This is a genomic window from Methylobacterium sp. SyP6R (genome assembly GCF_019216885.1).
GTDB lineage: Bacteria > Pseudomonadota > Alphaproteobacteria > Rhizobiales > Beijerinckiaceae > Methylobacterium.
The window spans coordinates 231,822-256,543 of the sequence record NZ_JAAQRC020000001.1 but is presented as its reverse complement, the minus strand read 5'-3'; the positions used below and the strand labels follow the sequence as shown (position 1 = coordinate 256,543).

Genomic DNA, 24,722 nt, shown 5'->3' with positions numbered 1-24,722 from the left:
GGCGTTGTCAAGGTTGACGAACCCTCAACACGGCAGCCCGGCCGACGTTTCCACGTGAAACAGCCCCGCTTCAGTGCGGCAGCGGCAGCACGATGACGACCTGGCGCTCGCGGCCGGTCTCGGTCACGGTCGTGACGGCGCGGAGGTCGTAGGCGAGCATCCGCTCCAGCATCTCGCCGCTCAGGGTCCTGGCGCCGCCGGCCGGCGCGCCGGGCCGGGCCCGCATGCGCCAGGTCAGGACGAGGTGGGTCGTCGCCACGGTCCAGGTCGCGGCGATCCGGTCGTCGCCGTCGAGGACGGCGCTCAGCACCAGTTCGTGCAGGGCGAGACCGAGTTTCTCAGCCATCTCGGCCGGCAGCCGCACCGGCGGGCCGGCGAGCTCGCTCGGATCCGGCAGGGCATGGGCGGAGAGCTCGTCCCGGATCAGCACGTCCAGGGCGACGCCGGCCATGGGCTCGCGCGACACCTCGGCCTGGATGCGCGCCATCGCGCCGAGGCGATCGCCGATATGGGCCACCACGTCCTCCGCCGTCGCCGCCGTGTCGGCGACGCGGCGCACGATCCCGCGCATGACCGCGAGGGTGTTGCGGCCCTGGCGCTGCAGCTCGCGGACCAGGCGCTCCTGCGTCTCGCGCATCGCGTGCAGGTCGTGGATGTCGGTCGAGGTGCCGAACCAGGTCGTCGGCCGGCCGTCGTCGCCGCGCCGGGGCGTGGCCTGGGTGGAGAACCAGAAGTAGGGATCGCTCTCCCCCGCCTTCGCCGGCCGGCGGCACAGGCGGTGCTCGACGGCGAGGTGGCCCCGCCGGGACGCCACCCGCCAGGCCTCCCGCGTGCGCTCGCGATCCTCCGGATGCACGGCGTCGAGCCAGCCGTAACCGCAGCTGCGGCCCGGGGCCTGGCTGGTGAAGGCGGCCCATTGGGGGCTGGCCCAGGTCCAGTCGCCCAGCGGGTTCGATTGCCAGACGAGATGCGGGATGGTCTCGACCATCCGGCGGAAGTCGGGGCCTTCCGCCATTTCCGTTGCCGCGTCGGCCTCATGCCTCATTGGCGTCGAGGTGCCGCCCTTCGCGGCCTAGATGGAGGTAGTTCGGGTTGAACTGTACCGCCCGCTGCAACGCCTCGAGCCGATGGATGATGAGCTCGCGGCCGCGCAGCGAGATCAGCCCGATGTTGCGCAACTCCTGCAGCGTCCGGTTCACGTGCACCACCGACAGCCCGATCGTATCGGCGATCTCGGCCTGGGTCAGGGGCAGCTCGCAGGTATTGCCCTGGGTGAGCCCGACCGCGCGCAGCCTCACGAAGAGCTCGCAGAGCAGGTGGCCCAGGCGCTCGAAGGCGGTGCGCTGGCCGATATTCACGGTCCATTCGCGCTGGATCGCCGCCGCCACCAGGGATTCCCACGTCAGGGCCTGCGACAGCCGGGCCTGGCCGTGGGTGAGCTGGCGCATGGTCTCGGTCGGGATCTCGGCCAGGGTCACGGCGGTGACGGTGCCGATGGAATGGTCCATCTCGCGCAGGATCGAGACGTTCTGGTCGCACAGATCGCCGGGCAGCAGATAGGCGATGATCTGGCGGCGCCCGTCCTCGAGGGTCTTGTACCGGCAGGCCCAGCCGTCGAGGATCAGGCTGACGCCCTGGGGCAGGTCGCCCTCGTGGACGATGTCGTCCCGCGACCGGACGCGGCGCGTGCGCTGGCGCGACGCGTGATCGAGCGCAAGTTTGTCGTCGGTGGACAAGCTCGTGAAGTGCTCGAGCTTGCGGATGAGAAACTCAGCCAAAATGCCCCGCCATCGCGCTTTACCTGCGAGATTAACACATTTCTGCTCACAATCCTCATAACAAAAGTTAATTATGGTAGAAAGGTGATGTAATTTTATGCATTATTGTTAGTTTTCATACATTCGGTACCGTTCGACGCTGTGGATACGCCGAATGAGGGTGCCGGTCTCACCTGCGAGCCGGCCGCCGGACGATGTCGGAATCGGGGTGCCGGGCGCTGGGAACAGTGTTGCGGTCCGACAACATCGGGTTTGGAAGTGGAAGCTCGGCCACAGAGCGGGGATTGTGATCCGCGCCGGGATCGGCAGTTTTGGCGGCGAGGGCGGCTCCCGACCATGAGGCTGCGATGACGTCACGGGCGATGCACGATCGACCCGGCGGGCCGGCACCCGCCACCTTCGGTGCGGTTCGGCAGGCCGGCGATGCCGGCCAGTTGGCCGCATTCCTGGCGCCCGGCCTTCAGGCGGCGTTCGACGGCTGCCTGGCCGAGGCGCTGCCGGCGGATCTCGCCGCTCTCCTGGGGCGGCTCGACCGGCCTGGCGCCTCACGGACCCCGCGCGTCCGCGATGCGGCCGCGCGCTGCCCCCGCACATCCGATTCCTTCCAGCGTTCGTAGAGTCCCATGAGCGAAATCGCCGCCGAAACCAACCGCATCGTCGCCTTCCCGCAGGCCGTGGCCGCGGCTCCGGTCGATGAGAACACCGCCTCGATGATCGACGTGCTGCAGGAGCAGCTGCGCCTCGCACGCGAGGGCAAGCTGCGCTCCGTCGCGGTGGTGTCGGTCTCCTCCGACGGCGGGGCGATCGGCACGCAATGGTCCTGTACCCATGGCGACATCACCAGCCTGATCGGCAAGCTGACGGTGCTGACCCACGACATGATGGCCGCCCGCAAGTGATCCGCAAGTGATCGGCAAGTGATCCGCAACCGGTTCATCGTCTGAGGGTGATGGTCGCCTGCGCGCGACGGCGATCCCGTGACGATTTTCCGGGACGGGAGGATGCCCGTCCCGCCGATCGAAACTTCGGCGACCGGGCGCGTCAGCCGCGGCTGAGCCTGCGGGCATTGGCCCGCACCTTGCGGCGATAATCCTGCACCACCCGCTCGGCCGTGCCGCCGGTGGCGAGCGTCATCGCGGCCTCCGCTGCGGCCTCCAGCTTCTCCGTCACCATGCGCTGCGCCTCGTCCTGCGCCGCCGCGCCGCCGAGCGAGAGCTTGGCCAGCCGCAGGGTGACGACCGTCTGGGCCTCCAGCCCCAAGCGAACGGTGTCGAAGCCGAGGCGCAGCCAGGAATCGTACATCGCGAGACGTCTCCGAGATCGGATCGTGAGAGGGAGCGACCGCCCGGCGGACGAACGCCGGAACGGCCCAGGTGTTTCATGCTGACGTGTTTCACGCCGAAGCGTTTCCGGCCGATGCCCGGGACCGCGTCAGGGAATCGCACCCTGCGGCAGCATGAGGCCGCCGGGCGTCCGGGCGGGCGCGGCATCGGGCGCAGCGGCCTTCTCGCGCCGGGGCTTCGCGGCCCGTCTGGGCGCCGGCTTCGGCGCATCGGCGGCCGGATCGGCCGCGTCCGGCGGTGCGCCCTCCGCCTCGGGGGACGCCGCCTTCGCCGCCTTGGCCTTCGCCGCCGCCTTCGGCGCGCCCTTGCGGGCGGTGGGGACGGGCTTCGGCTCCGCCACCTTCGGGGGATCGCCGCAGGACTGGAACGTCAGCTCGGCCAGGACCTGGCCGCCATCGTCGGCCAGGATGCGCAGGGTCTGCGGCAGGGTGTCCGGCGTGCCGGCCCACTGGATCGTCGCGCCGTTCTGCGCCTCCAGGGCGGCCGGCGAGGGGCCGCGGCGCAGGCCCGACAGGTCGGGGCCGTAGGCGGTCGCGAGCTTGTTGCGGATCACCACCTGCAGCACCTGCACGGTCTCGGGCGAGAGCGGCCGCAGAGGGTTGCTCCAGGTCATGCTCCCCTGCCGGGTGACCCAGAGGCGAAACCCCTTCCCGCCCGCGAACTCGGCCGCCTGCGGCGCCGGGCAGGCGGGCGCCGTGCCGCCGGAAGCCGCCTCCCTCGGAGCAACCTCCCTCGGAGCCGTCTCCCCTGGAGCCGCCCGGGCCGGACCGACCAGAGGAACAGCCGAGAGGGCGGCCAGAAGGACCGCCTGCACCGCGGCACGCATCACCGGGATTCTCCGTCACGCTGATGGGGGTCGGACCCGGAAGGGGGGCCCCTGCGGTCCCCGGGCTCGGGCAGGCCGGGCTCCGCCGGATCGTGATCGATGGTCATGCCGCCCCGCGGCCGGGATCTCGGCGCGTCGGGCGCCTCCAGGCGGTCCGGATAGGCGCGCTGCTGGAGTTCCGGATGACGGGCCGCCTCCTCGAGCAGGCCGGCGAGGTCCTGGTCGAAATCGCGAAACAGCTCGTCGCCCCGGTCCTCCAGCTCCTGCTCGTGGGGCAGGCGCAGGGTCGGATTGCGGGCGCGGCCCTGCGCGAACACGAGCACCAGGCCGGCGAATACCAGGGCTGCCGCCGCAGCCAGAATCACGATCATCTCCATCGTGATGCCAGCCTTAGAGCATTTCCCGCGGCCTGTCCGGTCGCAAGCGCCGCCCCCGCATGCGACCGGGGTCTGCGCCCCGGCGCCCGGATCCCGGGCCGGGAAGCCTCTCCGCGGCCGCATGCGGCCCTACGGCCGGCTCGCCACCCGGAAGGCGCCCGCAACCCGGCAGAGTTGCCGAGCGCGACTCTGCCGGGTTCCCTGTCCTGCATCATTCTCACCGCCGAACCGGCGACCGTTCCGGCGAATGATGCGGAGAGCATTGTGCGACGAAGCGGATGCCGGTTCGTCGAAGAAAATGCGGCAAGATCAAAGGCCTAGAGAGCTTCACGATTGCAACGCGGTCGTGAAGTGCTCTAGAGCGTGGGCCCGGCGGAACGCTCCTTGCGTCACGGCCCCTGGCGCGCGCCCGCGCGCCACGCGAACCGGACGGTGATCCGGCCACAGGACGAAGCGACCCGATGGATAGGCTGAGAGGCTCCCACATCCAAGGTTCCGACGACCACGGCTCCGATGGCCGAGGCTCCGGTTCGCAGGACGCTGCGACCCTCGAGGCGGACCTGCTCGGTCTGGTCGAGGAGGCGCGCCACCAGGCGAGCCAGGACCCGTTCCGCAACCCGGTCCTGACCGTGGCGCTGGCGATCAGCCGCCTGTTCGACCGGGAGGAGATCCGCGAGGAGGATCTGGCCGGGCTGTTCGTGCGCCTGCGCGCCCAGGCGCTGGAGGCCCGGGCGGCGCGGCTGCGGGCCTATCTCGGCCTCGGGACGGAGGCGGATTCGCACGCCGCGACGCAGGCCGTGGCGGCCGCCGCCCTCGGCGACCCGGAGATGGGCTTCGAGACCGCCCGGACCCGGGTCGAGCGCACGCGCTTTGCCGCCGTGTTCACCGCCCATCCGACCTTCGGGATGCCGAAGGCGGTGGCGAGGCTTTTGGCCGAGGCCGCCTCCGAGCCCGATCCGGCGGCGCGGCACGCCCCGATCGAGGAAGCGGCGGCGCTCTCGGCGCGAGCCGATCCGGTCATCACCCTCAACGACGAGTTCGACCAGGCCCGGCACGCGGTCCAGCACGGCCGCGCCGCCCTCGACGGGCTGAACGAGGCGCTCCTGCGCGCCGCCCGCGAGCGCTGGCCCGATCGCTGGAGCGAGCTCGTCCCGATGCCGGTTGTGCTGGCCTCCTGGGTCGGCTGCGACACCGACGGGCGCACCGATATCGGCTGGTGGGACACCCTGCGCTACCGGCTCGAATCGAAGCGCACCCAGTTCGACCGGGTGCTGGCCCAGCTCCCCGACGATCCCGCCTCAGGAGCCGCCCGGCGGCTCGCCGAGGAGGCGAAGGCCGCCGTCCTGCGCCAGCTCGCCGTGGCGCCGAAGCTCGGCGAGCAGCCGAGCCTCGAGGCGGTGCATCGCTTCGCGCTGGCCCTCATCATCGAGCGCGACCGGGCCCAGACCGAGGCCGGCCCGCTGCTGTCCCTCCTCGACCGGGCGGTGGCGGAGGCGGCCGACGACGCGGCGCGGCTCGCGCTCTGCACCTTACGGGCGGGCGTCGCCGCGCACGGGCTCCAGAACGGCCTGCCGCATTTCCGGCTCAACGCCAGCCAGGTCCACAACGCGGTGCGCCGCGAGCTCGACCAGGACGGCGACCCGACCGATCCGGCCCAGCGCCGCTCCCACCTCGCCTCGATCAACGCGCTTCTCGGCGCGGTCGCGGCGGTGCCGGTGGATTTCGGGGCGCTCGCCGCCGAGCGGGCCTCCGCCGCCCGGCTGATGATGACGATCGCCCAGATCCTCAAGCACATCGACGGCACCCACCCGGTCCGCTTCCTGATCGCCGAGACCGAGACCGGCTACACCCTGCTCGCCGCGCTCTGGCTCGCCCAGCATTTCGGCATCGGCGACCGGGTCGAGATCACGCCGCTGTTCGAGACGGCCTCGGCGCTGGAACAGGGCGTCCACGTCATCGAGGACGCGCTGCGCTCTCCCCACTGGCGTGCCTACCTGAAGCGCACCGGGCGCCTGGTGGTGCAGTTCGGCTACTCGGATTCGGGGCGCTATGTCGGCCAGCTTGCGGCGACCTTCTGGATCGAGCGCCTGCGCTTCCGCATCACCGAGTTGATGGCGGCGCACGACCTCACCGACATCGAGCTCGTCATCTTCGACACCCACGGCGAGTCGATCGGCCGGGGCGCCCATCCGACCAGCCTCGCGGATCGCCTCGCCTACCTCGCCCCCGACCATGCGCGGCGGCGCAACCGCGAGGCCGGAATCCGCACCAGCCTCGAATCGAGCTTCCAGGGCAGCGACGGCTACCTGATGTTCGGCACGAAGACCCTGGCCGAGGCGACGGTGGCGCGCATCGGCGAGCACATCTACAGCCGGCTCCAGCCCGCCCCCGACCCGATCTACGCGGAAGGCGATTTCGCCACCGAGTTCTTCACCGGCGTGCGCCAGGACATGGAGCGGCTGGTCGACGATCCGGGCTACGCGGCCTTGCTCGGCACCTTCGGGCCGAACCTGATCGACCGCACCGGCTCGCGCCCGGTGGCTCGGCAATCCGACGGCGGCGGGCCGGTCGCCATCACCCATCCGCGCCAGATGCGGGCGATCCCCAACAACGCGATCCTCCAGCAGCTCGGCTTCCTGGCCAATTCGCTGCACGGGGTCGGGCGGGCGGCAGGGCGCGCGCCGGACCTGTTCGTCGAGATGCGCGAGCGCTCGGAGCGCTTCGCCCGCGCCTTCCGGCTGGTGCAGGAGGCCACCGCGGTCGGCGACCTCGACGTGCTGCGCGCCTATATCGACACCCTCGACCCCTCGGTCTGGCTGGAGCGGGCGCGCCGGGCCACACGGGACGGGCGGCGGGAAGAGATCGTGGCGGTCGCCGCCGCCCTCGATCGGCTCAACCTCGCCCCGCACCTGCGCCGCCTGTTCGGCCGGCTGACGCAGGACCACCTGATGCTGCACTCCGTGGCTCCGGACCTGCCCGGGATGACGCCGCGGCTCGCGCTCCTGCATGCCCTGCGCCTGGCGCTGATCCACCGGATCTGGTTCCTGGCGGTGCACATCCCGGGCTTCCGGCCGCAGAACGGCATCACCCGCGAGGCCCTGATCGAGCGCATCCTGCGCCTCGACGTCGAGAGCTGCCTCAAGCTCCTCGACGACATCTTCCCGGTCACGGAGGACCCGACCTTGGGCCTCAATTTCGGCGAGCCGGCGGGCCCCCGCGGCGCCGGCACCTACGAGGCCGAGCACCGCACCCTGTTCGCCCCGATCCGCCGCCTGTTCGGCCTCGTGCGCGAGATCAGCGGCATGATCCAGCACGAGGTGGGGGCGTTCGGGTGAGGGGGGCGGAGGGATCCCGCTCCTCGATGAACGTCCGGTGACGGAAAACGGCGCGCGCATCGCCCCCGGCCCGGCGGGGCACGCGCCCAGCTTGAAGATTCCCCCGGGCAGCCCTGCCGCCCGCGGGGAGGGGGCAAGCCTGCGCGTCATCCGATGATCGTCGACGGCAGCCGTACTCCGCAGAGAGCCGCGCGGGTCCCACTGTCGCCAAGCCCGCCTCCGGCTGCTACAGGGCCGTCCGAGATTTGCAGGTGTTGTGACCAATGACGGGTAACGGAGCCGCGGCCCCCCGGCCGGCGGCGGCGCACGAGGCGCTTCTGGCGCTGTTCGAGGACCGGGGCTACGCGCGGGTCGAGCCGCCGGTGCTGCAGCCGGTCGAGCCCTTCCTGGAACTGTCCGGCGAGGACATCCGGCGGCGCATCTTCATCACCCAGGACGGGGCCGGGGCGGAACTCTGCCTGCGGCCCGAATACACGATTCCGGTCGGGCGCCACCACCGCGCCGTCGCCGACGGGCAGGCGGCGGATTACAGCTATCTCGGCCCGGTCTTCCGCCTGCGGGCGGCCGAGCCCGACGAGTTCCACCAGGCCGGCATCGAGTCGATCGGCCGGACCGACGTTCCGGCGGCCGATGCCGAGATCCTCGGGCTCGCCCTCGACGGGCTCGACCGGCTCGGGCGCCGCGACGATCAGGTGCGCCTCGGCGACATGGGGCTGATCACCGCGCTCCTCGACGCCCTCGCCGTCCAGCCGGCGGCCAAGCGCCGGACGCTCCGGGCGGTGGCCTCGGGCCGCTCCCTCGACGCGGTCGCCGCCCCCGTCGCGGTCGATGCCGCCCATGCCGGCCTGCTCTCGGCCATCCAGGGCCAGGACCCGCAAGGGGTGCGCGCTTTCGTCGAGGACGTGCTCGCCATCGCCGGGATCAGCCGGGTCGGCGGCCGCACGGCCGGCGAGATCGCCGAGCGCTTCCTCGCCAAGGCCGCGGCCCATGCCGAAGGCGGCGCCGGCCTCGGCGCCCGCGCCCGCGATGTGCTGGACGCCTATCTGGCGCTGACCGGCGATCCCGATGCCGCGGCGCTCGCCGCCCGCGACCTCGCCCGCCGGGCCGGGCTCGACGATCCCCGGTTGGAGGCGGCGCTCGCCCTGTTCGAGGAGCGCAACGGCTTCATCGCCGCCCGCGGCCTGCCGCTGGAGCGCTTCGTGTTCACCGGGAGCTTCGCCCGCAACCTCGACTATTATACCGGCTTCATCTTCGAGGTCGCGGAGGAGGGACAAAAGCCCCTCGTCGGCGGCGGGCGCTACGACGGCCTGCTCCAGCATCTCGGCAGCACGGACGCCCTGCCCGCCGTGGGCTGCTCGTTCTGGCTCGAACGCCTCGGGGGTGAGCGCTGATGAGCGACACGATGATGGATGGCCCTCTCGACGGTCCTCTGGTTCTGGCGGTGCCCTCGAAGGGCCGCCTGCAGGAGAACGCCGCCGCCTTCTTCGGCCGCGCCGGCCTGACGCTCGCCCAGACCAGCGGCGCCCGCGACTATCGTGGCCGGCTGAAAGGGGTGGACGGGGTCGAGGTGCGCTTCCTCTCGGCCTCCGAGATCGCCGGCCAGCTCGCCAGCGGTGCGGCCCATCTCGGCATCACCGGCGAGGACCTGATCCGCGAGACCCTGCCGGACGCCGCCGGCCAGGTCGAGCTCCTGACGCCGCTCGGTTTCGGCCAGGCCACCGTGGTGGTGGCGGTGCCCCAGGCCTGGATCGACGTGCGCTCGATGAGCGACCTCGACGAGGTGGCGAGCGACATGCGGGTGCGCCACGGCAAGCGCATGCGCATCGCCACCAAATACGTCAACCTGACCCGCCGCTTCTTCGCCGAGCACGGCGTCGCCGATTACCGCATCGTCGAGAGCTTGGGGGCCACCGAGGGCGCGCCGGCCTCCGGCAGCGCCGAGATCATCGTCGACATCACGACGACGGGCGCCACGCTCGCCGCCAACGCGCTGAAGATCCTCGACGACGGGGTGATCCTGCGCTCGGAGGCGAACCTCGTCGCCTCGCTCGCCGCCTCCTGGAGCGAGACCCCGCGCCGCGCCGTCCAGGCGGTGCTGGGCCGGATCAGCGCCGAGGAGCGGGCCCGCACCACCCGCGAGGTCCGGGCCGGGATGCCGGCCTCCGGCGAGATCGACCTGGCGGCGCTGGCCGCCCTGCACGAGGCCGAATTGCCCTACGGCGTGCCGGAGGGGCGGGGGGAGATCGTGCTGCGCTGCCCGGCCGACGCGGTATTCGGCCTCGCCGAGGCCCTGGTCCAGGCCGGCGCCCAGGCGGTGAGCGTGCGGCGGATCGACTACGCCTTCGCGGCGGAGAACCCGCTGGTGGAGCGGTTGCTGGTGCGGTTGTCGTAAAGAGGCCCGGGTGCCATCCGTGCTACGATCCGCGGGATCGGAGACGGAGGGCATCCGGCGATGACGGAATTGCTTCGGCAAGCGGCGGCGGCACTGGAGCGGTTGCCGCCCGATCGGCAGGACGCGATCGCCCGCGTGATCCTCCTGCTCGTCCGGAACGATGCCTGGGCCGAGATCGCACCGGAGGATCTGCCCTTCGTGCTGCAAGGCTTGGCCGAGATCGCACGCGGCGAGTTTGCGACCGACGAAGATATGGAGGCGGCGTTCCGCAGCTTCGTGCAGTGATGCGATCGAACCGTCACGCCTTCACAAAGTAAAGCGCGGTTTTCCTCGTCCCGCGGGCGGCAGGGCTTTCCGGAGAAGGAAACGGCTCGGCGCCCAACCCTCCCCCCTCTGCGGGCTATCGCATTCACACATCTCGGTTCGAGCGTTCTCCCTCTCGAAGGTAGCGCGCCTCTCCTCCCCCCGGCGATCCCGGGCTTGCCCGGTATCGCTGCAAGTTGTGGGGAGGAGCTGGATGTGGGGGTGGTGCCGCATAGAGCGCAAGGCTCTTCCGACACCACCCCCACCCCTAGCCCCTCCCCACGAGGGGGAGGGGAAAGCGCGCACATTTACAAAGGGTTGGCTCTCAGAGGAGTTGTGTGAATCCGATAGCCCACACGGGAGAGGGGAGGCGCGCCATTCCTTTCCCCGGACAGCCCTGACTACAAGTGGGAGGAGAGCGGACTTCCGCGCTACTCCGCCGCCTCGACGAACACCGTCCCGGCCCGCGGCAGGTCGAGCGCGTCCCACACCTCCACCAGCGCCTCCCGCAACGCCCCGATATGCCCCTCGCCGTGGAACGGCGACGGCGTGATGCGCAGGCGCTCGGTGCCGCGCGGCACGGTGGGGTAGTTGATCGGCTGGATGTAGATGCCGTGGCGCTCCAGCAGCCGGTCGGCCGCCGCCTTGCACAGTTCCGCGTCGCCGACCATCACCGGCACGATGTGGGTGTCGGTGGCCAGCACCGGCAGGCCGGCATCGAGGAGGGCGGCCTTGGTGCGGGCGGCCTGGCGCTGATGCGCCTCGCGCTCGGCACCCGATTGCTTGAGGTGGCGGATCGACGCGATGGCCGCCGCCGCGATGGCCGGCGGCAGGGCGGTCGTGAAGATGAAGCCGGCGGCGTGGCTGCGCACCGCGTCGCAGAGCGCCGCCGAGCCGGTGATGTAGCCGCCGACGCAGCCGAAGCCCTTGGCGAGCGTGCCCTCGATCACGTCGACCCGGTGCATCACCCGGTCGCGCTCGGCGATGCCGGCGCCGCGGGGGCCGTAGAGGCCGACCGCGTGGACCTCGTCGAGATAGGTCATGGCGCCGTAACGGTCGGCGAGGTCGCAGATCCGGCCGATCGGCGCCACGTCGCCGTCCATCGAGTAGACGCTCTCGAAGGCGATCAGCTTCGGCCGGTCGCCGGCCTCGATCAGCAGCTCCTCGAGATGGGCGAGGTCGTTATGGCGGAAGATGCGCTTGTCGCAGCCCGACTGGCGCACGCCCTCGATCATCGAGTTGTGGTTGAAGGCGTCCGACAGGATCAGGCAGTTCGGGATCAGCTTGGCGATCGTCGAGATGCCGGCCTGGTTCGAGACGTAGCCGGAGGTGAAGACGAGGCCCGCCTCCTTGCCGTGCAGGTCGGCGAGCTCGCGCTCCAGGTCGACCAGCGGCGAGTTGTTGCCGGCGATGTTGCGGGTGCCGCCGGCGCCGACGCCGCAGCGCTGCGCGGTCTCGGTCAGGGCGTTTACCACGGCCGGGTGCTGGCCCATGCCGAGATAGTCGTTCGAGCACCACACGGTGATCTCGCGGGTCGAGGCGTCGGGGCGGCGCCACTGGGCGGCGGGAAAGCGGCCGTTGATGCGCTCGATATCGGCGAAGACGCGGTAGCGGCGCTCGCCGTGCAGGCGCTCCAGGGCGCCGCGGAAGAGAGCCTGGTAATCGGTCGCGCCCTCAGCGGTGGCGGGGCGGCGGGTCTCGGGCCGGGTCTCGGGCATCGTGGTCCTTCGCGGTCTGGCCGGATGGAGAATCCGGGGGCGGGACCGGGCCTGACCCCGGGGAGGAGCCGGTCCGCGCGGCGGATGGCCGAATCGCCGATCCACCGCTGGTCGCGCCTTGATCTCGCTCAAATGCGACGGCTTTGTCTTTTGAAAAAGTCGAGGGCGAGGGCTGCGTTCTGCCGCCTCCCGCACGGGCACGGAAGCTGGAAATTGGTCATGGCGACGAAGGGTCGCGCGCGATGAGCGGGCAGGGTGACGGCAAGTCTGGTGCAGGCAAGTCCGGGGACGGAACCCGGGAGGAGCGGCTGAAGGCGGCGTTGCGCGAGAACCTGCGCCGCCGCAAGGCGCAAGTCCGGGGCCGCGAGGCGACCGAGCCGGTTCAAGCGCCGCCGGTGGATCGAACCGCCGAGGATGAGCGTTGACGCGCAAGCGTAGCGGTTGCATCGCTGCGGTGCAATAAACGGGTTTTCGGAATCGAGGCGTGCTGTCGACAGCGCGCGGGACGCGCCGCAGAGGCGCGAGGGACGTTGTCACCATGGATCGCATCCACATCGTCGGCGGCAAGCCGCTTCACGGCATCATCCCGATCTCGGGCGCCAAGAACGCGGCCCTGCCGCTGATGATCGCCAGCCTGCTCACCGGCGAGACGCTGGAACTGTCGAACGTGCCCCGGCTCGCCGACGTAGCCTCGCTGCTGCGCATCCTGGGCAATCACGGCGTCGACCACATGGTGGTGGGCAAGCGCCCGGGCCAGACCACCGAGGCCGGCCAGACCATCCGGCTCACCGCCTCGAACGTCATCGACACCACGGCGCCCTACGACCTCGTCTCGACCATGCGGGCGAGCTTCTGGGTGATCGCACCCCTTCTCGCCCGCTTCGGCGAGGCGCGGGTGTCGCTGCCGGGCGGCTGCGCCATCGGCACGCGCCCGGTCGACCTCCTGCTGATGGCGCTCGAGACGCTCGGCGCCACGATCGAGATCGACGGCGGCTACGCGGTGGCCCGCACCAGGAACGGCTTGCGCGGCGGCGAGATCAAGTTCCCCAAGGTCACGGTCGGCGGCACCCACGTCGCCCTGATGGCGGCGGTGCTGGCCCACGGCACCACGGTGATCGAGAACGCCGCCCGCGAGCCGGAGGTGGTCGATCTCGCCGCCTGCCTGTCGCGGATGGGCGCGCGGATCGAGGGCGCCGGCACGCCCCGCATCGTGATCGAGGGCGTGTCGCGCCTCTCGGGCGCCCGGCACGCCGTGCTGCCCGACCGGATCGAGACCGGCACCTACGCCATGGCGGTGGCGATGACCGGCGGCGACGTGACCCTGGAGAACACCCGGGCCGACCTGCTGCACAGCGCGCTCGACATCCTGGGCACCACCGGCACCGAGGTGACGCCCCTCGACCACGGCATCCGGGTGCGCCGCAACGGCCACGGCATCGCGGCGGTCGACATCACCACCGATCCGTTCCCGGGCTTCCCGACCGATCTCCAGGCCCAGTTCATGGCCCTGATGACCAAGGCCCGGGGTCAGTCGCGCATCCGCGAGACGATCTTCGAGAACCGCTTCATGCACGTGCAGGAGCTGGCGCGGCTGGGCGCCAGGATCCGGCTCGAGGGCGACGTGGCGGTGGTCGAGGGCGTCGAGCGCCTGAAGGGCGCGCCCGTGATGGCGACCGACCTGCGCGCCTCGGTCTCGCTGGTGATTGCGGGCCTTGCCGCCGAGGGCGAGACCCAGATCAACCGGGTCTACCATCTGGATCGCGGCTTCGAGGCGCTGGAGGCCAAACTCGTGCGCTGCGGCGCCGAGATCCGGCGCGAGCGGGTGTAAGTCCATTTCCAGACGATCGAACCGGGAATCCTAATAGAAACTTGAACAAGAGGGCCCGGCGGATGCGTCCGTCGGGCTCAAGGCCCCGTTAGGCTTGAATCGCGTCAATCGTTGTCCGGCCGGCCGGGTCCCGGCATCGTGCGGCCACTCTCGGTCGATCGCGGGCGAGAGCGGTCCCCACCGGAGCGAACCCGTGCCCTCCCTCTCGACCAAGCTGATCCCGCCCGGGATGCTGAACGTCATCAAGCGCTCGCCGACCCTCTACGCGGTCGGGCGCAAGGCCCGCTTCGCCCTCGGCTCGCGCCTCGGGGCGCGGCCGGTCGCCGGCATCGGCCGGGCCCACTACAACGACTTCATGCTGACCTCGACCGCCCCCGACCGGGTGGCGAGCTACACGACCGGCGCGCGCCAGTTCGTCGACATCCTGGAGACTGCCCTGAAGGAGGCCGGGCGCGACTGGGATTCGGTCGGCCGGGCGCTGGAGATCGGCTGCGGCTACGGCCGCATCGTGCGCGAGCTGTCGCGGCGCCTGCCGGGCGAGCGCATCGCGGTCTGCGACGTGATCGACGAGGGCGCCCGCTTCACGGCCGCCGAGTTCGGTGCCTCCAAGGTCCCGGTGATGGAGCAGGCCGCGGTCAAGCCGTCCGAGGCCTACGACCTGATTTATTTGCTCTCGGTCTACACCCACCTGCCGCGGGACTTCGTGGTCTCGAACCTGCGCGACGTGGCCCGGGCGCTGAAGCCCGGCGGCGTCGCGGTGTTCACCATCCACGGCCAGGGCTCGGCCGAGACGGCGGAGCGCTACGAGCAGTACTGGCTCGACAAGCCGGCCGTGCTCTCCGCGATGGCGCGGGACGGTTATTACTACGCCCGCTACCCCTACTACACCGGCGAGTACGGCCTGACCTGGTTCACCAAGGACGCGGTCGAGCGCCTGGTGGCCGAGGCGGCGCCGGATCTCGAACCCGTCTCCTATCGGCCGATGCAGCTCGACGCGCATCAGGACGTGTTCGTCTATCGCAAGCGCTGATTCCTCGACGGCCGGGCGTTCGAGCGCCCGGCCACCCGACGATGACGACCGGGGCCGCCTTGTGCGACCCCGGTGCTCCGGTTTTTTCGAAGGGCGGCGACGTGATCGGCCGCGCCTCGCCGGTGCCTGCCCATGGTCCGTCATCGCCGCATGGCCGACCTACCTGAGCGTGTGCGAGTGCAACGCCTGGATGGCAGGTTGCGCGGCCTGCCGTGCCGGCTCCCGAACTCGCAATTTTATGCCGCCAAGCTCGGCCGATTCAGCGCGAGCCGCGAGCGCCGAGGATTGACCTTATCGCAACCGGCGCCGTGACCGACGCTCCTTCGCGGACAGGCGGCGAGGGGCGAAGCCAAGACCCCATACGGTCTCCGGATTGATCGCATCGCGATGCGGAAAGCAGCTTCGCTCAGGCGTGTGAAGCCTACGGCTTCACCGCGCGGGCTGGTGATACGGCGTCCGGAAGGAATCTTCCGGACGCCGTATCACCCATCCAAGTCCGGCCGCCGGCTTTTGGCATGTCGACGCCCGAGGCCTCTACCCTCCGCCGATCGATCCCGCGCGGATGGGTGGTACGGATGTTGCGATCAGTTTTTGTCCCGGAGCGTCTGCGGACGATCGACCGGCGTCTTCGAGCCGGAAAGCGCCCGTCTTCTTACGCGATGGTCTTTGCGGATCTCGCCTGGGTCGCGCGTCACGTCGGCACTCCCGTCCGTCGGGCAGGATTTGCTGCCTGAACGCCGTCCGATCTCTTCGACCGATCTTTTGGGGATACCCGATGCGCGACACCATCCCGAACTGGACGCCCCGTGACGATGCGCGGATCGAGACTGCGCTGCGGCGAGGGGCCGACCGGCGCGAGTTGCTGCAGATGCTGCTCGGGGGCGGAATCGGCCTCGCCTCCGGGGCCGCCCTGCTCGGGCGGGCCGACGGGGCGCTCGCCGCCCAGCCGGTGAGGGGCGGCCATCTCAAGGCGGCGGGCTTCTCCGCCTCCACGGCCGATACGCTCGACCCGGCCAAGGCGTCGAACATCACCGACTACGTGCGCTGCTGCGCCCTCTACAACCGCCTGACCACGATGGACGGCGCCGGCCGGATCACGATGGAACTGGCCGAGAGCGTGGACAGCCGCGACGCCAAGGTCTGGACGGTGACCTTGCGCAAGGGCGTCACCTTCCACGACGGCAAGAGCCTGACTGCGGAGGATGTCGTCTTCTCGCTGAAGCGCCACCTCGACCCCGCCACCGGGTCGAAGGTCAACGCGATCACCCGGCAGATCGCGGCCGTGACGGCCCTCGATCCGCAGACGGTCCGGATCACGCTCGCGGCGCCCAATGCCGACCTGCCGACCATCTTGGGCCTGCACCACTTCATGATCGTGGCCGACGGCACGACGGACTTTTCGAAGGGCAACGGCACCGGCGCCTTCGTCCTCAAGGAGTTCAAGCCGGGCGTCCGCTCGGTGATGGCGCGCAATGCCAATTACTGGAAGAGCGGCGGGCCGTTCGTCGACTCGTTCGAATTCTTCGCGATCTCGGATGAGTCCGCCCGGCTCAACGCGATCCTGTCGGGCGACATCCATCTCGCGGCCAACCTCCATCCGCGCTCGATGCGGATCATGGAGGGCAACCCGTCCGTGGTGCCCTTCGTCAGCAAGCTCGGCACCTATACCGGGCTCAACCTGCGGCTCGACCTCGCGCCGGGCGACAAGGCCGGGGTGGTCGAGGGCTTCAAGTACCTCGTCAACCGGCCGGTGATCCAGAAGTCGGTCCTGCGGGGCCTGGCCGAGATCGCCAACGATCACCCGATCCCGCCCTGGGACCCGAGCTTCAACGCCGAGCTCAAGCAGCGCGAGTTCGATCCGGAGCGCGCCAAGTCGCTGTTCCAGAAGGCTGGGATCTTCGGCCAGGACCTCCACATCGTCGCCTCCGAAGGTGCGAACAACTCGCTCGACTACGCCGCGATCATCCAGCAGGCGGCGGGCAAGATCGGCCAGAGCGTGGTGATCGACCGGGTTCCGGCGGACGGCTACTGGTCGAACCACTGGCTCAAGGACCCGGTGCATTTCGGCACCGTCAATCCGCGGCCGACGCCCGACATCCTGTTCTCGCTGTTCTACCAGTCCCAGGCGGCGTGGAACGAGAGCCGGTACAAGTCGCCGACATTCGACGCGATGCTGCTGGAGGCGCGCGGCCTCCTCGACCAGGGCAAGCGCAAGCAGATCTACGGCGAGATGCAGGCGATGGTGTCGAACGAGGCCGGCACCGTCATCCCGGTCTTCCAGTCGAATGTCGACGCGGCGTCGCCGAAGCTGAAGGGACTGGCCTCGAACCCGCTCGGCGGCATGATGGGGTCGGCCTTCGCCGAACATACCTGGCTGGAGGCTTGAGAGTCCGGCCGCCGGGTCCCTGCAAGGACCCGGCGACGAGGATGTCCGGGACAGGTGGTCAGGCCGCCACCTCCGCCGGCTTGGTCCGCTCGGCGGCGAGCCGGGTCACGGCGGCGAAATCGACCTTCCCGGAGCCGAGCTGCGGCAGCGTGTCGACGGTCACGATCTCGGCCGGCACGGCGAGTTCGCTGAGGCCGCTCGCCCGGGCCCGCGCCTGGAAGGCGGCGCGGGTCGCGTCGGCCTTCTCGGTCACCAGTACCAGGCGCTCGCCCTTGCGGGCATCGGGGAGCGCCGCGACGGCGCTCGCCGCGTCCGGGTAGAGCTCGGCGGCGACCGCCTCGACCGCGGCGAGCGAGATCATCTCGCCGCCGACCTTGGCGAAGCGCTTGGCCCGGCCGCGGATGGTGACGAAGCCGTCGTGGTCGATCGTCACGATGTCGCCGGTATCGTGCCAGCCTTGCCCCGGCGCCTCCAGCACGCCGGGCTTCTCGGCGCGGAGATACCCCAGCATCACGTTGGGGCCGCGCACGAACAGGCGCCCGCCTTCCGCGACGCCCGGCACCGGCTCCAGCCGCGCCTCCATGCCGGGCATGATCCGTCCGACCGTGCCGAAGCGGTTGAACATCGGGGTGTTCAGCGCCAGCACCGGCGCCGTCTCGGTGACGCCGTAACCCTCGAGGATGCGCAGGCCGAACTTTTCCGCATAGGTCTTGCGGGTGGCGGGCTTCACCGGCTCGGCCCCGGCCAGGATGTAGCGGAGAGACCGGAAATCGTAGGCGTGGGCCACCCGGGCATAGCCGGCGAGGAACGTGTCGGTGCCGAACAGGATGGTGGCGTTCGAGCCGTAGACCAGCTCGGGCACGATCCGGTAGTGCAGCGGCGAAGGGTAGAGGTAGACCGGCACGCCGGAGACCAGCGGCAGCACCAGCCCGACCGTCAACCCGAACGAGTGGAACACCGGCAGGACGTTGAACACCTTGTCGGTGCGGCCGAAATCGATCCGCGCCTGGGCCTGGGCGGCGTTGGCCAGCATGTTGCGGTGGGACAGCACCACGCCCTTCGGCGTGCCCTCGCTGCCCGAGGTGAACAGGATCGCGGCCGGATCGTCGGGCTTCCGGGGGTGGAGCGCGTGGCGCCAACCGACGAGGCCACGCAGCGTGTCGAGCCGGCCGACCTGGGCCCGGACATCCTCCAGGTAGACGATCCTCAGGCTCTCGCCGAGCGTCTCCACCAGGGCATCCAGGCGGCCCTTCTGCACGAAGGCCCGGGAGGTGACGATGGTCCCGACCTCCGCCGCCTTGCAGGCGTTGAGGATGTTGGTCGGGCCGGCGGTGAAGTTGATCATCGCCGGCACCCGGCCGGACGACATCAGCCCCAGCACCGTGACGGCGGCCGCGTTGGCGTTCGGCAGCATCACGCCGATCGCCCGGCCCTGCGGGGCGAGGCTCCCGAGTTTCCCCCCCAGCACCCGGGCGCCCATGAGCAGGCGGCGATACGAGAGTTTCCCCGAGACCGGGTCCTCGACCGCGACCCGGGCCCCGCCCTCGCGCTCGGCCGCCTCGACCACCGCGTCGAACACCGTGCGGTCGATCGGCGCGGTGCGGAAGATCAGGTCCGACATCACCCCGTAGAGCGCGGCCCCCGCGGCCTGGCGGCGGGCCTTGCCCTTCAGCGCCGGGTCGACGTCGAGCCGCACCGGCTCCAGCACCGTCACGGTGAATTTCGGCCACCAGCGCCGGCGCACCTGGGCGCGGGACAGGCGCGAGAAGAATGTCTGCTCCGGCCCCTCGATCTTCACCGGCACCACCGGCACGCCGGACTTGTCGGCGATGAGGCCGGCGCCGTCATAGACCTTCATCAGGCTGCCGGTGACGGTGAGCCGCCCCTCGGGGAAGATGATCAGCGTCTCGCCGCCCTTGACGGCGTTGATGAGGGTCCGCGTCGCCATCGGCTTCGTCGGGTCCAGCGGCAGCGCCCGGGTCAGCCACAGGAAGGGGCGCACCCACCATTTCTGCGCGATGGTGTGGTCGATGGCGAAGGTCGGGTCGCGCTCGGTCAGCGAGAGGGCGAGGCCGGCATCCAGGAAGCTGACGTGGTTGAGGGCGATGATGGCGTTCGGCCCCGCCTTCTCGATGTTCTCGAGGCCGCGCACCTCGAGCCGGTAGAAGGCCCGGAACACGATCGACAGGAAATCGCGGAAGCCGCTGGTCGGCAGGACCGCCAGGATCGCGACGCCCGCGACGAGGTTGGCGATGCCGACGATCACGAACTGGCCGGCCGAGGCGAGCCCGGCCTTCTGCAGCACCGCGAGGCCGACCGCGCCGAGCACGATGAAGGCGGCGGCGAGCACGTTCGAGGCGGCGATGACGCGGGCGCGGCGCTCCTTCGGGGTCCAGGCCTGGAGCGCGGCGAAGGAGGGCACGATGAACAGGCCGGCGGCGGCGGCGAGCACCACGAAATCGACCGCGATGCGGGCGCCGCGCCAGGAGCCGAGGAAATCGAGGGCGCCGATGGGGGAGGGGGGCGGCACGCTGGTGGCGGCGACATGCGCCAGGTCGAGGGAGACGAGGCCCATGATCAGCGCCGCGATCGGCGTCGGCAGCATCACGATCCGCCCGGCGCAGAGCCAGGAGGCGAGGCCCGAGCCGAGCGCCACGCCGATCGAGAACAGGGCGAGCAACGCCGTCACCACGGTCTCGTCGCCGCCGAAGGTGCCCTTCACCAGCGCCGGCAGCAGGGCGAGCACCACGGCGCCGACGAGCCAGAACCAGCTGGTGATGATCCCGGTGCGCCACAGCCGCGTATCCTCGTAGAGGTCGCGCATCAGGCCGCCCGTCGAGCGCAGCACGTTGCGGTTCACCTGGAGATACGGCGCCGCCTCGCCGGTCTTCGGGATGGCGAGGCTGGACAGCCAGCAGAGACCCGCGAATCCCATCACCAGCAGCCCGAAGGCATGCGCCCCGCCATGGGTGACGGCGAGCCCGCCCGCGATGGTGCCGGTGAGGATGGCGAGGAAGGTCGCGGCCTCGATGAGCGCATTGCCGGCCGGCAGCTCGGCACGGGCGAGGTGATCGGGCAGGATGCCGTACTTGATCGGCCCGAACAGGGCCGCCACGATCCCGAACAGGATCAGCGCCAGGAACAGGATCGGCACCGAGGCGAGCCAGAAGCCGAGCACCGCGACGCCCGCCGCCAGGATCTCCGCCGCCTTGAGGCGCCGCGCGATGAAGGCCTTGTCGTAGCGGTCGGCGAGTTCGCCCCCTAACCCCGAGAGGAAGAAGAACGGCGCGATGAAGGCCGCGCCGGCCAGCGTCACGAGGGCCGCCGAGCCGCCATCCGCGCCGCCCCCGGCCCCGCCCGCCCCGAACATGATCAGGAACACCAGGGCGTTCTTGAGGAAGTTATCGTTGAAGGCAGAGAAGAACTGGCACCAGAACAGGGGCGCGAAGCGCCGGCTGGCCATCAGCGATCCGGACATGAGGGGCGTTCCTCGCTCGGTGACGGGTGTGCGGAGGGGCCGGGCGCCGCCGCGGCAGGTGGGCGCTCCTTAGCCGGTAAACCCTAACCGGCTTTGGTGCCGCGGTCTCGTGGCGATCCGATGTCCGGGACGGGCGGCCTGCCGGCTGGAGCAACACCCGATCGCGCGGCAACACGGGACACGACGGTAGCCTGAAGCCTGCCGGCCTTTGGGCTCTCCCACCCTCATCCTCATCCTGAGGTGTCAGTCGATCTTCGATCGACCGACCTCGAAGGAGGGCTCCAGATGCCGCCGCGGTCCCTGGAGCCCTCCTTCGAGGTCAGTCCATCTCCGATGGACTGACACCTCAGGATGAGGTCACGGGTGGGAAGGGTCGCAGCCGCACGCGAACGGTCCTGTCGCGTACCGTGACGCTACCATCGAGTCATGATATAAGTGATTGGATTTTCATAGTTTTCTGCGACGAACCGGTGTCCGCTTCGTCGAACGATGCTCTACTCCTTGCCCATCTCCATCAGCAGGCGCTCGGCCCTGGCATCCTCGATGCGGTTGACGAGGCGCTTGCCCTCGTGGACGTCGCGCACGGTCTTGACCATCGTGATGCAGGACTGGACCAGCATCGTCACGCCCATGGCGAGGTAGGCCTTGGTCCAGAGATCGAGCGGCAGGAACAGGATGCCGCCCGCCACCATGGTGGCGGCGCCGACGAAGGAGGCGTAGGTGAACGCCACCCAGGCGGAGGTGTGCTGCGTGGTCTGCGGGTTCATGATGGGATCTCCTCGGAAACGGGTTGCGGGTTCGGTGCGGTCAGGCGGCGCTCGTCTGGCTCTGCGCCTTGGCGCGCAGGCGCTCCATCACGCTGCCGGCGCTCGGCCGGGCGCGGGGGCCGAAGCCGGCCTCCTCCAGCCGCTCGCACAGGGATTCGGGCGCCGCCGCCTCGATGATCGTCAGGGCCTCGTCGGAGGCGGCATCCGCCGCTTGCGCCTCGCGCAGGCGCCGCAGGGTGGCTTGCGCCTCGGCGAGCGCCGCCGGGCTTCCCATGCCCTGGCCGCGCCGCGCCCGCAGGCGGCGCACGGCGTCCGTCGCCCGGGCGATGCGCTGGCCGCGCTCCAGCTCGGCGAAGTGCCGGGTGCCCTTGCGCACGGCGCGGCGCAGGGCGGCGACCTCGGCCCCGTAGGCCGTCCGGGTCGTCGCGAGGGCCTGGGCCTCCTCCTCCATCTCGGCCAGGGCCTCCGCGGCCTCCTGCGCCAGATCCTCGCGCCCGCCGGCGAGGGCCGCGACGGCGCTGGCCTCCAGCGCGGCCATCCGGGTGGCGAGCGCGTCCTGCTTCCTCGCGTCGGCGGCCTCCTGGGCGATGGCCCGCCCCAGCGTCCGGCGGCTGTCGTCGAGGGCGGCGGCCGCGTCGCGCAGCTGCTGCTCCAGGATCAGGAAGGCGTGCTGGTCGTGCAGGTCCTCGGCGGCGCGGGCGGCGGCGCCCCGGACGAGGGTGGAGAGGAGGTTGAGCATCGTCGGCTCCGGTTCCGTGAACGTCGTTCACGAGCGGAGATTTCCACAGCCTTGAACGATGTTCAAGCGCAAATTTGAACGTTGTTCACGCACGTGCGGAAACGCACCTGGTGCGTGGGAGCGAGCACGCACCGGAGAGGCGGAGACGGCATGCGGAGCGACGAGAGGCGGGAGCGGCTGCGGACGGCCCTCATCGACGCGGCCGAGGCTGCGATCGCGGCGGACGGCCTGTCGGCCCTGAAGGCGCGCGATCTCGCCAAGGAGGTCGGCTGCGCAGTCGGCGCGATCTACACGGCGTTTCCCGACCTCGACGCCCTGATCCTGATGGTCAACCTGCGCACGCTGGCCCTGTTCGAGCGGGCGATCACGGCGGTGCCGATCGCGCCGGCGCCGGAAGGGGCGGCGACGTCGGCCGAGAGGGACGCGGCGGTGGAGACCCTGATCCGGCTGGCGGTCGCCTACCTGCACTTCGCCGCCGGTAATCGGCCGCGCTGGCGCGCCCTGTTCCAGCACCGGGTCACGCATGCCCTGCCCGACTGGTACCTCGTCGAGCAGGTGCGGCTGTTCCGCTACATCGAGGCCCCGTTGCGGGTGCTGCGGCCGGATCTCCGGGACCGCGAGCGGGCGCTGCTCGCCCGGTCCCTGTTCTCCGCCACCCACGGCCTCGTCAGCCTCGGCCTCGACGAGAAGCTGATGGTGCTGAGCGAGCCGGTCCTGCGCGGGCAGATCGAGATCGTCGTGGGGGCGCTGGGGCGGGGGTTGGCGGGGGAGTGAGGAGCGCTATCGGTGCGGCGGAAGCCCGTTCGACAACGAGCGGGCAATCGACAGAAGTCCGATCCTAATCTCGAGATGAGGACGACCCACTATCCGCAGGCATGTTGGCTTCAAGCCGGCGGATCTCCTCCGGGTGACGCTCCATGACGCGCAGGAGATTCGTCATGGCGCGGCTCGGCGTGACCTCGCCACTCTCATACTTCTGAAATGAACGGGGCCCGCCGCCCAGAACCTCGCTGGCCTTCACCTGCGAAAGGCCGAGCTTCTTGCGAACGCGAGCGACTTCGCTCGGTGTTGCAAGGCCATCGACCTCGGCTTTGAGCGTCATCAGCGCGCGATCTGAAACCTTGAGGTCCTCACGCGAATGGATGCTTTCGCCGCTGGTATCACAGTACCAGCCCGGCAAGGCGACATCGTGCCTGCGGCCTTTATAAGAGACCACGAAAGGACGGGTGTCCCGCACCATCGGCTCGCCGGTGACAGGACAGACAGGTGCGTCATCCATCGTTCTTCTCCTTGAACGACAGCAGCAAGAATTCTGTGACGGCGTCGGCTCTAAATTTGATGTACAATGTGCCAACTTCCGAAGGAACGTGATAAACGTCTTGCCACTCGCGCGGATTGTGATGCGAGGTAACCGATTTGTTAAAATGCCGCTTTTTCATGCTCTGAATGGTTTCGATCATGTCAGCTGCGCCAAAGCCAATCTCTGCCGCGGTCCGGACGGCCGATCCTGCTACACGGAAATGTGTGCTCGTCGCCCAGGTTTGGAAGCTGTCGAGGTCATAAGTCGGCTTCCGCTTCTCTGACATGCTCCATCATACACCATCATGGTGCATCGACCAGCCAGTTCCAACGACGTCAGCGCGACTGGCCGGTGCAGTCTGTTCCGGCGTGGCGGAGAGCCCTACCACGCCACCGTCTCCCCTCGATAATCCAGGTATACGCAGCCCCGCTGCCCGAGCCGCCCCTCGACCACCTCCGCCATCCCCCCGGCGCTGGTGGCGACGTCGATGTCGGCGTCGGGCCCGCCCATGTCGGTGCGCACCCAGCCCGGATGCATCAGCACCGTGCCGAAGGGCGCGTCGCGGTGGCGGGTGGCGAAGCTGCGGGCGAGCGTGTTGAGGGCGGCCTTGCTCGCCCGGTAGCTCTCCCAGCCGCCGCTCTCGTTGAGCGCGACGCTGCCGAGGACCGAGCTCATCAGCACCATCAGGCCGCCGGGGGCGATCCGGTCGGCGAAGGTCTCGGCGAAGCGGATCGGGCTCACCGCGTTGGTCTCGTAGACCTTCAAGGCCGTCGCCCGGTCGCCCTGCGGCAGCGGCACATGGGCGCCGTCGGCGATGCCCGCCACCACGAACACCACGTCGAAGCTGGTCCCGGCGAGGTCGTCGTGCAGGCGTGCCACGGCCGCGTCGTCGTCGATGTCGACCTGGGCAAGCGCAGGTGCGGCGGGGCTCAAGGACGCGAGCGCGGGCGCCTCGCCCCGTGCCGTGGCGGTGACGTCCCAGCCGCGGGCGAGGAAGGCCCGCACCAAGCCGAGCCCCAAGCCCCGCGAGGCCCCGACGATCAACGCGCTGCGTTCCTTGGCCATGACGGACTCCTCCGGTGTCGGTTGCGGCGCAAAAGATCGAGCGGAGAGATGGAGGTC

At 70.4% G+C, this 24,722-nt stretch carries 23 protein-coding genes; 11 read left to right on the top strand and 12 right to left on the bottom strand.

What is annotated here, in order from left to right; genetic code table 11:
- Positions 1-70: 70 nt before the first annotated feature.
- Positions 71-1,015, bottom strand: coding sequence for an HWE histidine kinase domain-containing protein (locus HBB12_RS01195; RefSeq protein ID WP_236987668.1), 945 nt, complete (start codon positions 1,013-1,015; stop codon positions 71-73).
- 19 nt (positions 1,016-1,034) lie between these two features.
- Positions 1,035-1,778 (bottom strand): Crp/Fnr family transcriptional regulator, encoded by a 744-nt coding sequence (locus tag HBB12_RS01190; RefSeq protein ID WP_236987667.1) that lies wholly within the window; start codon positions 1,776-1,778, stop codon positions 1,035-1,037.
- A 347-nt stretch (positions 1,779-2,125) separates the two neighbouring features.
- Here HBB12_RS01190 and HBB12_RS01185 point away from each other — a divergent pair, with 347 nt between their 5' ends.
- Positions 2,126-2,395 (top strand): hypothetical protein, encoded by a 270-nt coding sequence (locus tag HBB12_RS01185; protein WP_236987666.1) that lies wholly within the window; start codon positions 2,126-2,128, stop codon positions 2,393-2,395.
- Positions 2,396-2,401: 6 nt separating this feature from the next.
- Entirely contained in the window at positions 2,402-2,677 is a 276-nt protein-coding gene (locus HBB12_RS01180; protein ID WP_236987665.1) for a hypothetical protein, read from the top strand.
- Between the two features lie 142 nt (positions 2,678-2,819).
- Here HBB12_RS01180 and HBB12_RS01175 read toward each other — a convergent pair whose 3' ends face one another.
- From HBB12_RS01175 to HBB12_RS01165, 3 genes are all read right to left on the bottom strand, one after another.
- Complete coding sequence (locus tag HBB12_RS01175) at positions 2,820-3,080, bottom strand: hypothetical protein (RefSeq protein ID WP_236987664.1); 261 nt, start codon at positions 3,078-3,080, stop codon at positions 2,820-2,822.
- 129 nt (positions 3,081-3,209) lie between these two features.
- Positions 3,210-3,947, bottom strand: coding sequence for a hypothetical protein (locus HBB12_RS01170; RefSeq protein ID WP_236987663.1), 738 nt, complete (start codon positions 3,945-3,947; stop codon positions 3,210-3,212).
- The gene (locus tag HBB12_RS01165) at positions 3,947-4,312 is read right to left on the bottom strand and encodes a hypothetical protein (RefSeq protein ID WP_236987662.1); all 366 of its coding nucleotides are present in this window, start codon (positions 4,310-4,312) and stop codon (positions 3,947-3,949) included. Before HBB12_RS01165 ends, HBB12_RS01170 begins: the two co-directional genes overlap by 1 nt.
- A 473-nt stretch (positions 4,313-4,785) precedes the next feature.
- On the opposite strand from HBB12_RS01165, the gene HBB12_RS01160 reads away from it, so the two are divergent.
- The 4 genes from HBB12_RS01160 to HBB12_RS01145 all read left to right on the top strand — a co-directional run bounded on the left by HBB12_RS01160 (position 4,786) and on the right by HBB12_RS01145 (position 10,336).
- The gene (locus HBB12_RS01160) at positions 4,786-7,659 is read left to right on the top strand and encodes a phosphoenolpyruvate carboxylase (protein ID WP_236987661.1); all 2,874 of its coding nucleotides are present in this window, start codon (positions 4,786-4,788) and stop codon (positions 7,657-7,659) included.
- A 263-nt stretch (positions 7,660-7,922) separates the two neighbouring features.
- Positions 7,923-9,050 (top strand): ATP phosphoribosyltransferase regulatory subunit, encoded by a 1,128-nt coding sequence (locus tag HBB12_RS01155; protein WP_236987660.1) that lies wholly within the window; start codon positions 7,923-7,925, stop codon positions 9,048-9,050.
- Positions 9,050-10,051: an ATP phosphoribosyltransferase gene (gene hisG / locus HBB12_RS01150; protein WP_236987659.1), complete on the top strand. Its 1,002-nt coding sequence runs from the start codon at positions 9,050-9,052 to the stop codon at positions 10,049-10,051. The genes HBB12_RS01155 and hisG overlap by 1 nt, the downstream gene beginning before the upstream one ends.
- A 60-nt stretch (positions 10,052-10,111) precedes the next feature.
- Positions 10,112-10,336, top strand: a complete 225-nt coding sequence (locus HBB12_RS01145; RefSeq protein WP_236987658.1) for a hypothetical protein — start codon at positions 10,112-10,114, stop codon at positions 10,334-10,336.
- Positions 10,337-10,785: 449 nt separating this feature from the next.
- On the opposite strand, the gene hemA is transcribed toward HBB12_RS01145, so the two are convergent.
- Complete coding sequence (gene hemA / locus HBB12_RS01140; protein ID WP_236987657.1) at positions 10,786-12,072, bottom strand: 5-aminolevulinate synthase; 1,287 nt, start codon at positions 12,070-12,072, stop codon at positions 10,786-10,788.
- Between the two features lie 242 nt (positions 12,073-12,314).
- Between hemA and HBB12_RS01135 the strand changes: the two genes are divergently transcribed.
- The 4 genes from HBB12_RS01135 (at position 12,315) to HBB12_RS01120 (ending at position 17,316) form a co-directional block, all read left to right on the top strand.
- Positions 12,315-12,497: a hypothetical protein gene (locus tag HBB12_RS01135; RefSeq protein ID WP_236987656.1), complete on the top strand. Its 183-nt coding sequence runs from the start codon at positions 12,315-12,317 to the stop codon at positions 12,495-12,497.
- 113 nt (positions 12,498-12,610) lie between these two features.
- Positions 12,611-13,900 (top strand): UDP-N-acetylglucosamine 1-carboxyvinyltransferase, encoded by a 1,290-nt coding sequence (murA, locus tag HBB12_RS01130; protein WP_236987655.1) that lies wholly within the window; start codon positions 12,611-12,613, stop codon positions 13,898-13,900.
- Positions 13,901-14,093: 193 nt separating this feature from the next.
- On the top strand, positions 14,094-14,930 hold the full coding sequence (locus HBB12_RS01125; protein ID WP_236987654.1) for a class I SAM-dependent methyltransferase: 837 nt from the start codon (positions 14,094-14,096) through the stop codon (positions 14,928-14,930).
- A gap of 775 nt (positions 14,931-15,705) precedes the next feature.
- Positions 15,706-17,316 (top strand): ABC transporter substrate-binding protein, encoded by a 1,611-nt coding sequence (locus HBB12_RS01120; protein ID WP_236987653.1) that lies wholly within the window; start codon positions 15,706-15,708, stop codon positions 17,314-17,316.
- A 58-nt stretch (positions 17,317-17,374) separates the two neighbouring features.
- On the opposite strand, the gene HBB12_RS01115 is transcribed toward HBB12_RS01120, so the two are convergent.
- The 3 genes from HBB12_RS01115 to HBB12_RS01105 all read right to left on the bottom strand — a co-directional run bounded on the left by HBB12_RS01115 (position 17,375) and on the right by HBB12_RS01105 (position 22,300).
- Positions 17,375-20,794: an acyl-[ACP]--phospholipid O-acyltransferase gene (locus HBB12_RS01115; RefSeq protein ID WP_236987652.1), complete on the bottom strand. Its 3,420-nt coding sequence runs from the start codon at positions 20,792-20,794 to the stop codon at positions 17,375-17,377.
- Positions 20,795-21,288: 494 nt separating this feature from the next.
- Positions 21,289-21,561, bottom strand: a complete 273-nt coding sequence (locus HBB12_RS01110) for a YiaA/YiaB family inner membrane protein (RefSeq protein ID WP_236987651.1) — start codon at positions 21,559-21,561, stop codon at positions 21,289-21,291.
- A 40-nt stretch (positions 21,562-21,601) separates the two neighbouring features.
- Positions 21,602-22,300, bottom strand: a complete 699-nt coding sequence (locus tag HBB12_RS01105) for a PspA/IM30 family protein (protein WP_236987650.1) — start codon at positions 22,298-22,300, stop codon at positions 21,602-21,604.
- Positions 22,301-22,450: 150 nt separating this feature from the next.
- On the opposite strand from HBB12_RS01105, the gene HBB12_RS01100 reads away from it, so the two are divergent.
- Complete coding sequence (locus HBB12_RS01100; RefSeq protein WP_236987649.1) at positions 22,451-23,074, top strand: TetR/AcrR family transcriptional regulator; 624 nt, start codon at positions 22,451-22,453, stop codon at positions 23,072-23,074.
- A 64-nt stretch (positions 23,075-23,138) separates the two neighbouring features.
- Here HBB12_RS01100 and HBB12_RS01095 read toward each other — a convergent pair whose 3' ends face one another.
- From HBB12_RS01095 to HBB12_RS01085, 3 genes are all read right to left on the bottom strand, one after another.
- Positions 23,139-23,579, bottom strand: a complete 441-nt coding sequence (locus HBB12_RS01095) for a type II toxin-antitoxin system MqsA family antitoxin (protein ID WP_236987648.1) — start codon at positions 23,577-23,579, stop codon at positions 23,139-23,141.
- Positions 23,572-23,886: a type II toxin-antitoxin system MqsR family toxin gene (locus HBB12_RS01090; protein WP_236987647.1), complete on the bottom strand. Its 315-nt coding sequence runs from the start codon at positions 23,884-23,886 to the stop codon at positions 23,572-23,574. Before HBB12_RS01090 ends, HBB12_RS01095 begins: the two co-directional genes overlap by 8 nt.
- A gap of 95 nt (positions 23,887-23,981) precedes the next feature.
- A complete protein-coding gene (locus HBB12_RS01085; RefSeq protein ID WP_236987646.1) occupies positions 23,982-24,665 on the bottom strand; it encodes an SDR family NAD(P)-dependent oxidoreductase in 684 nt (227 codons plus the stop codon).
- Positions 24,666-24,722: the final 57 nt, after the last annotated feature.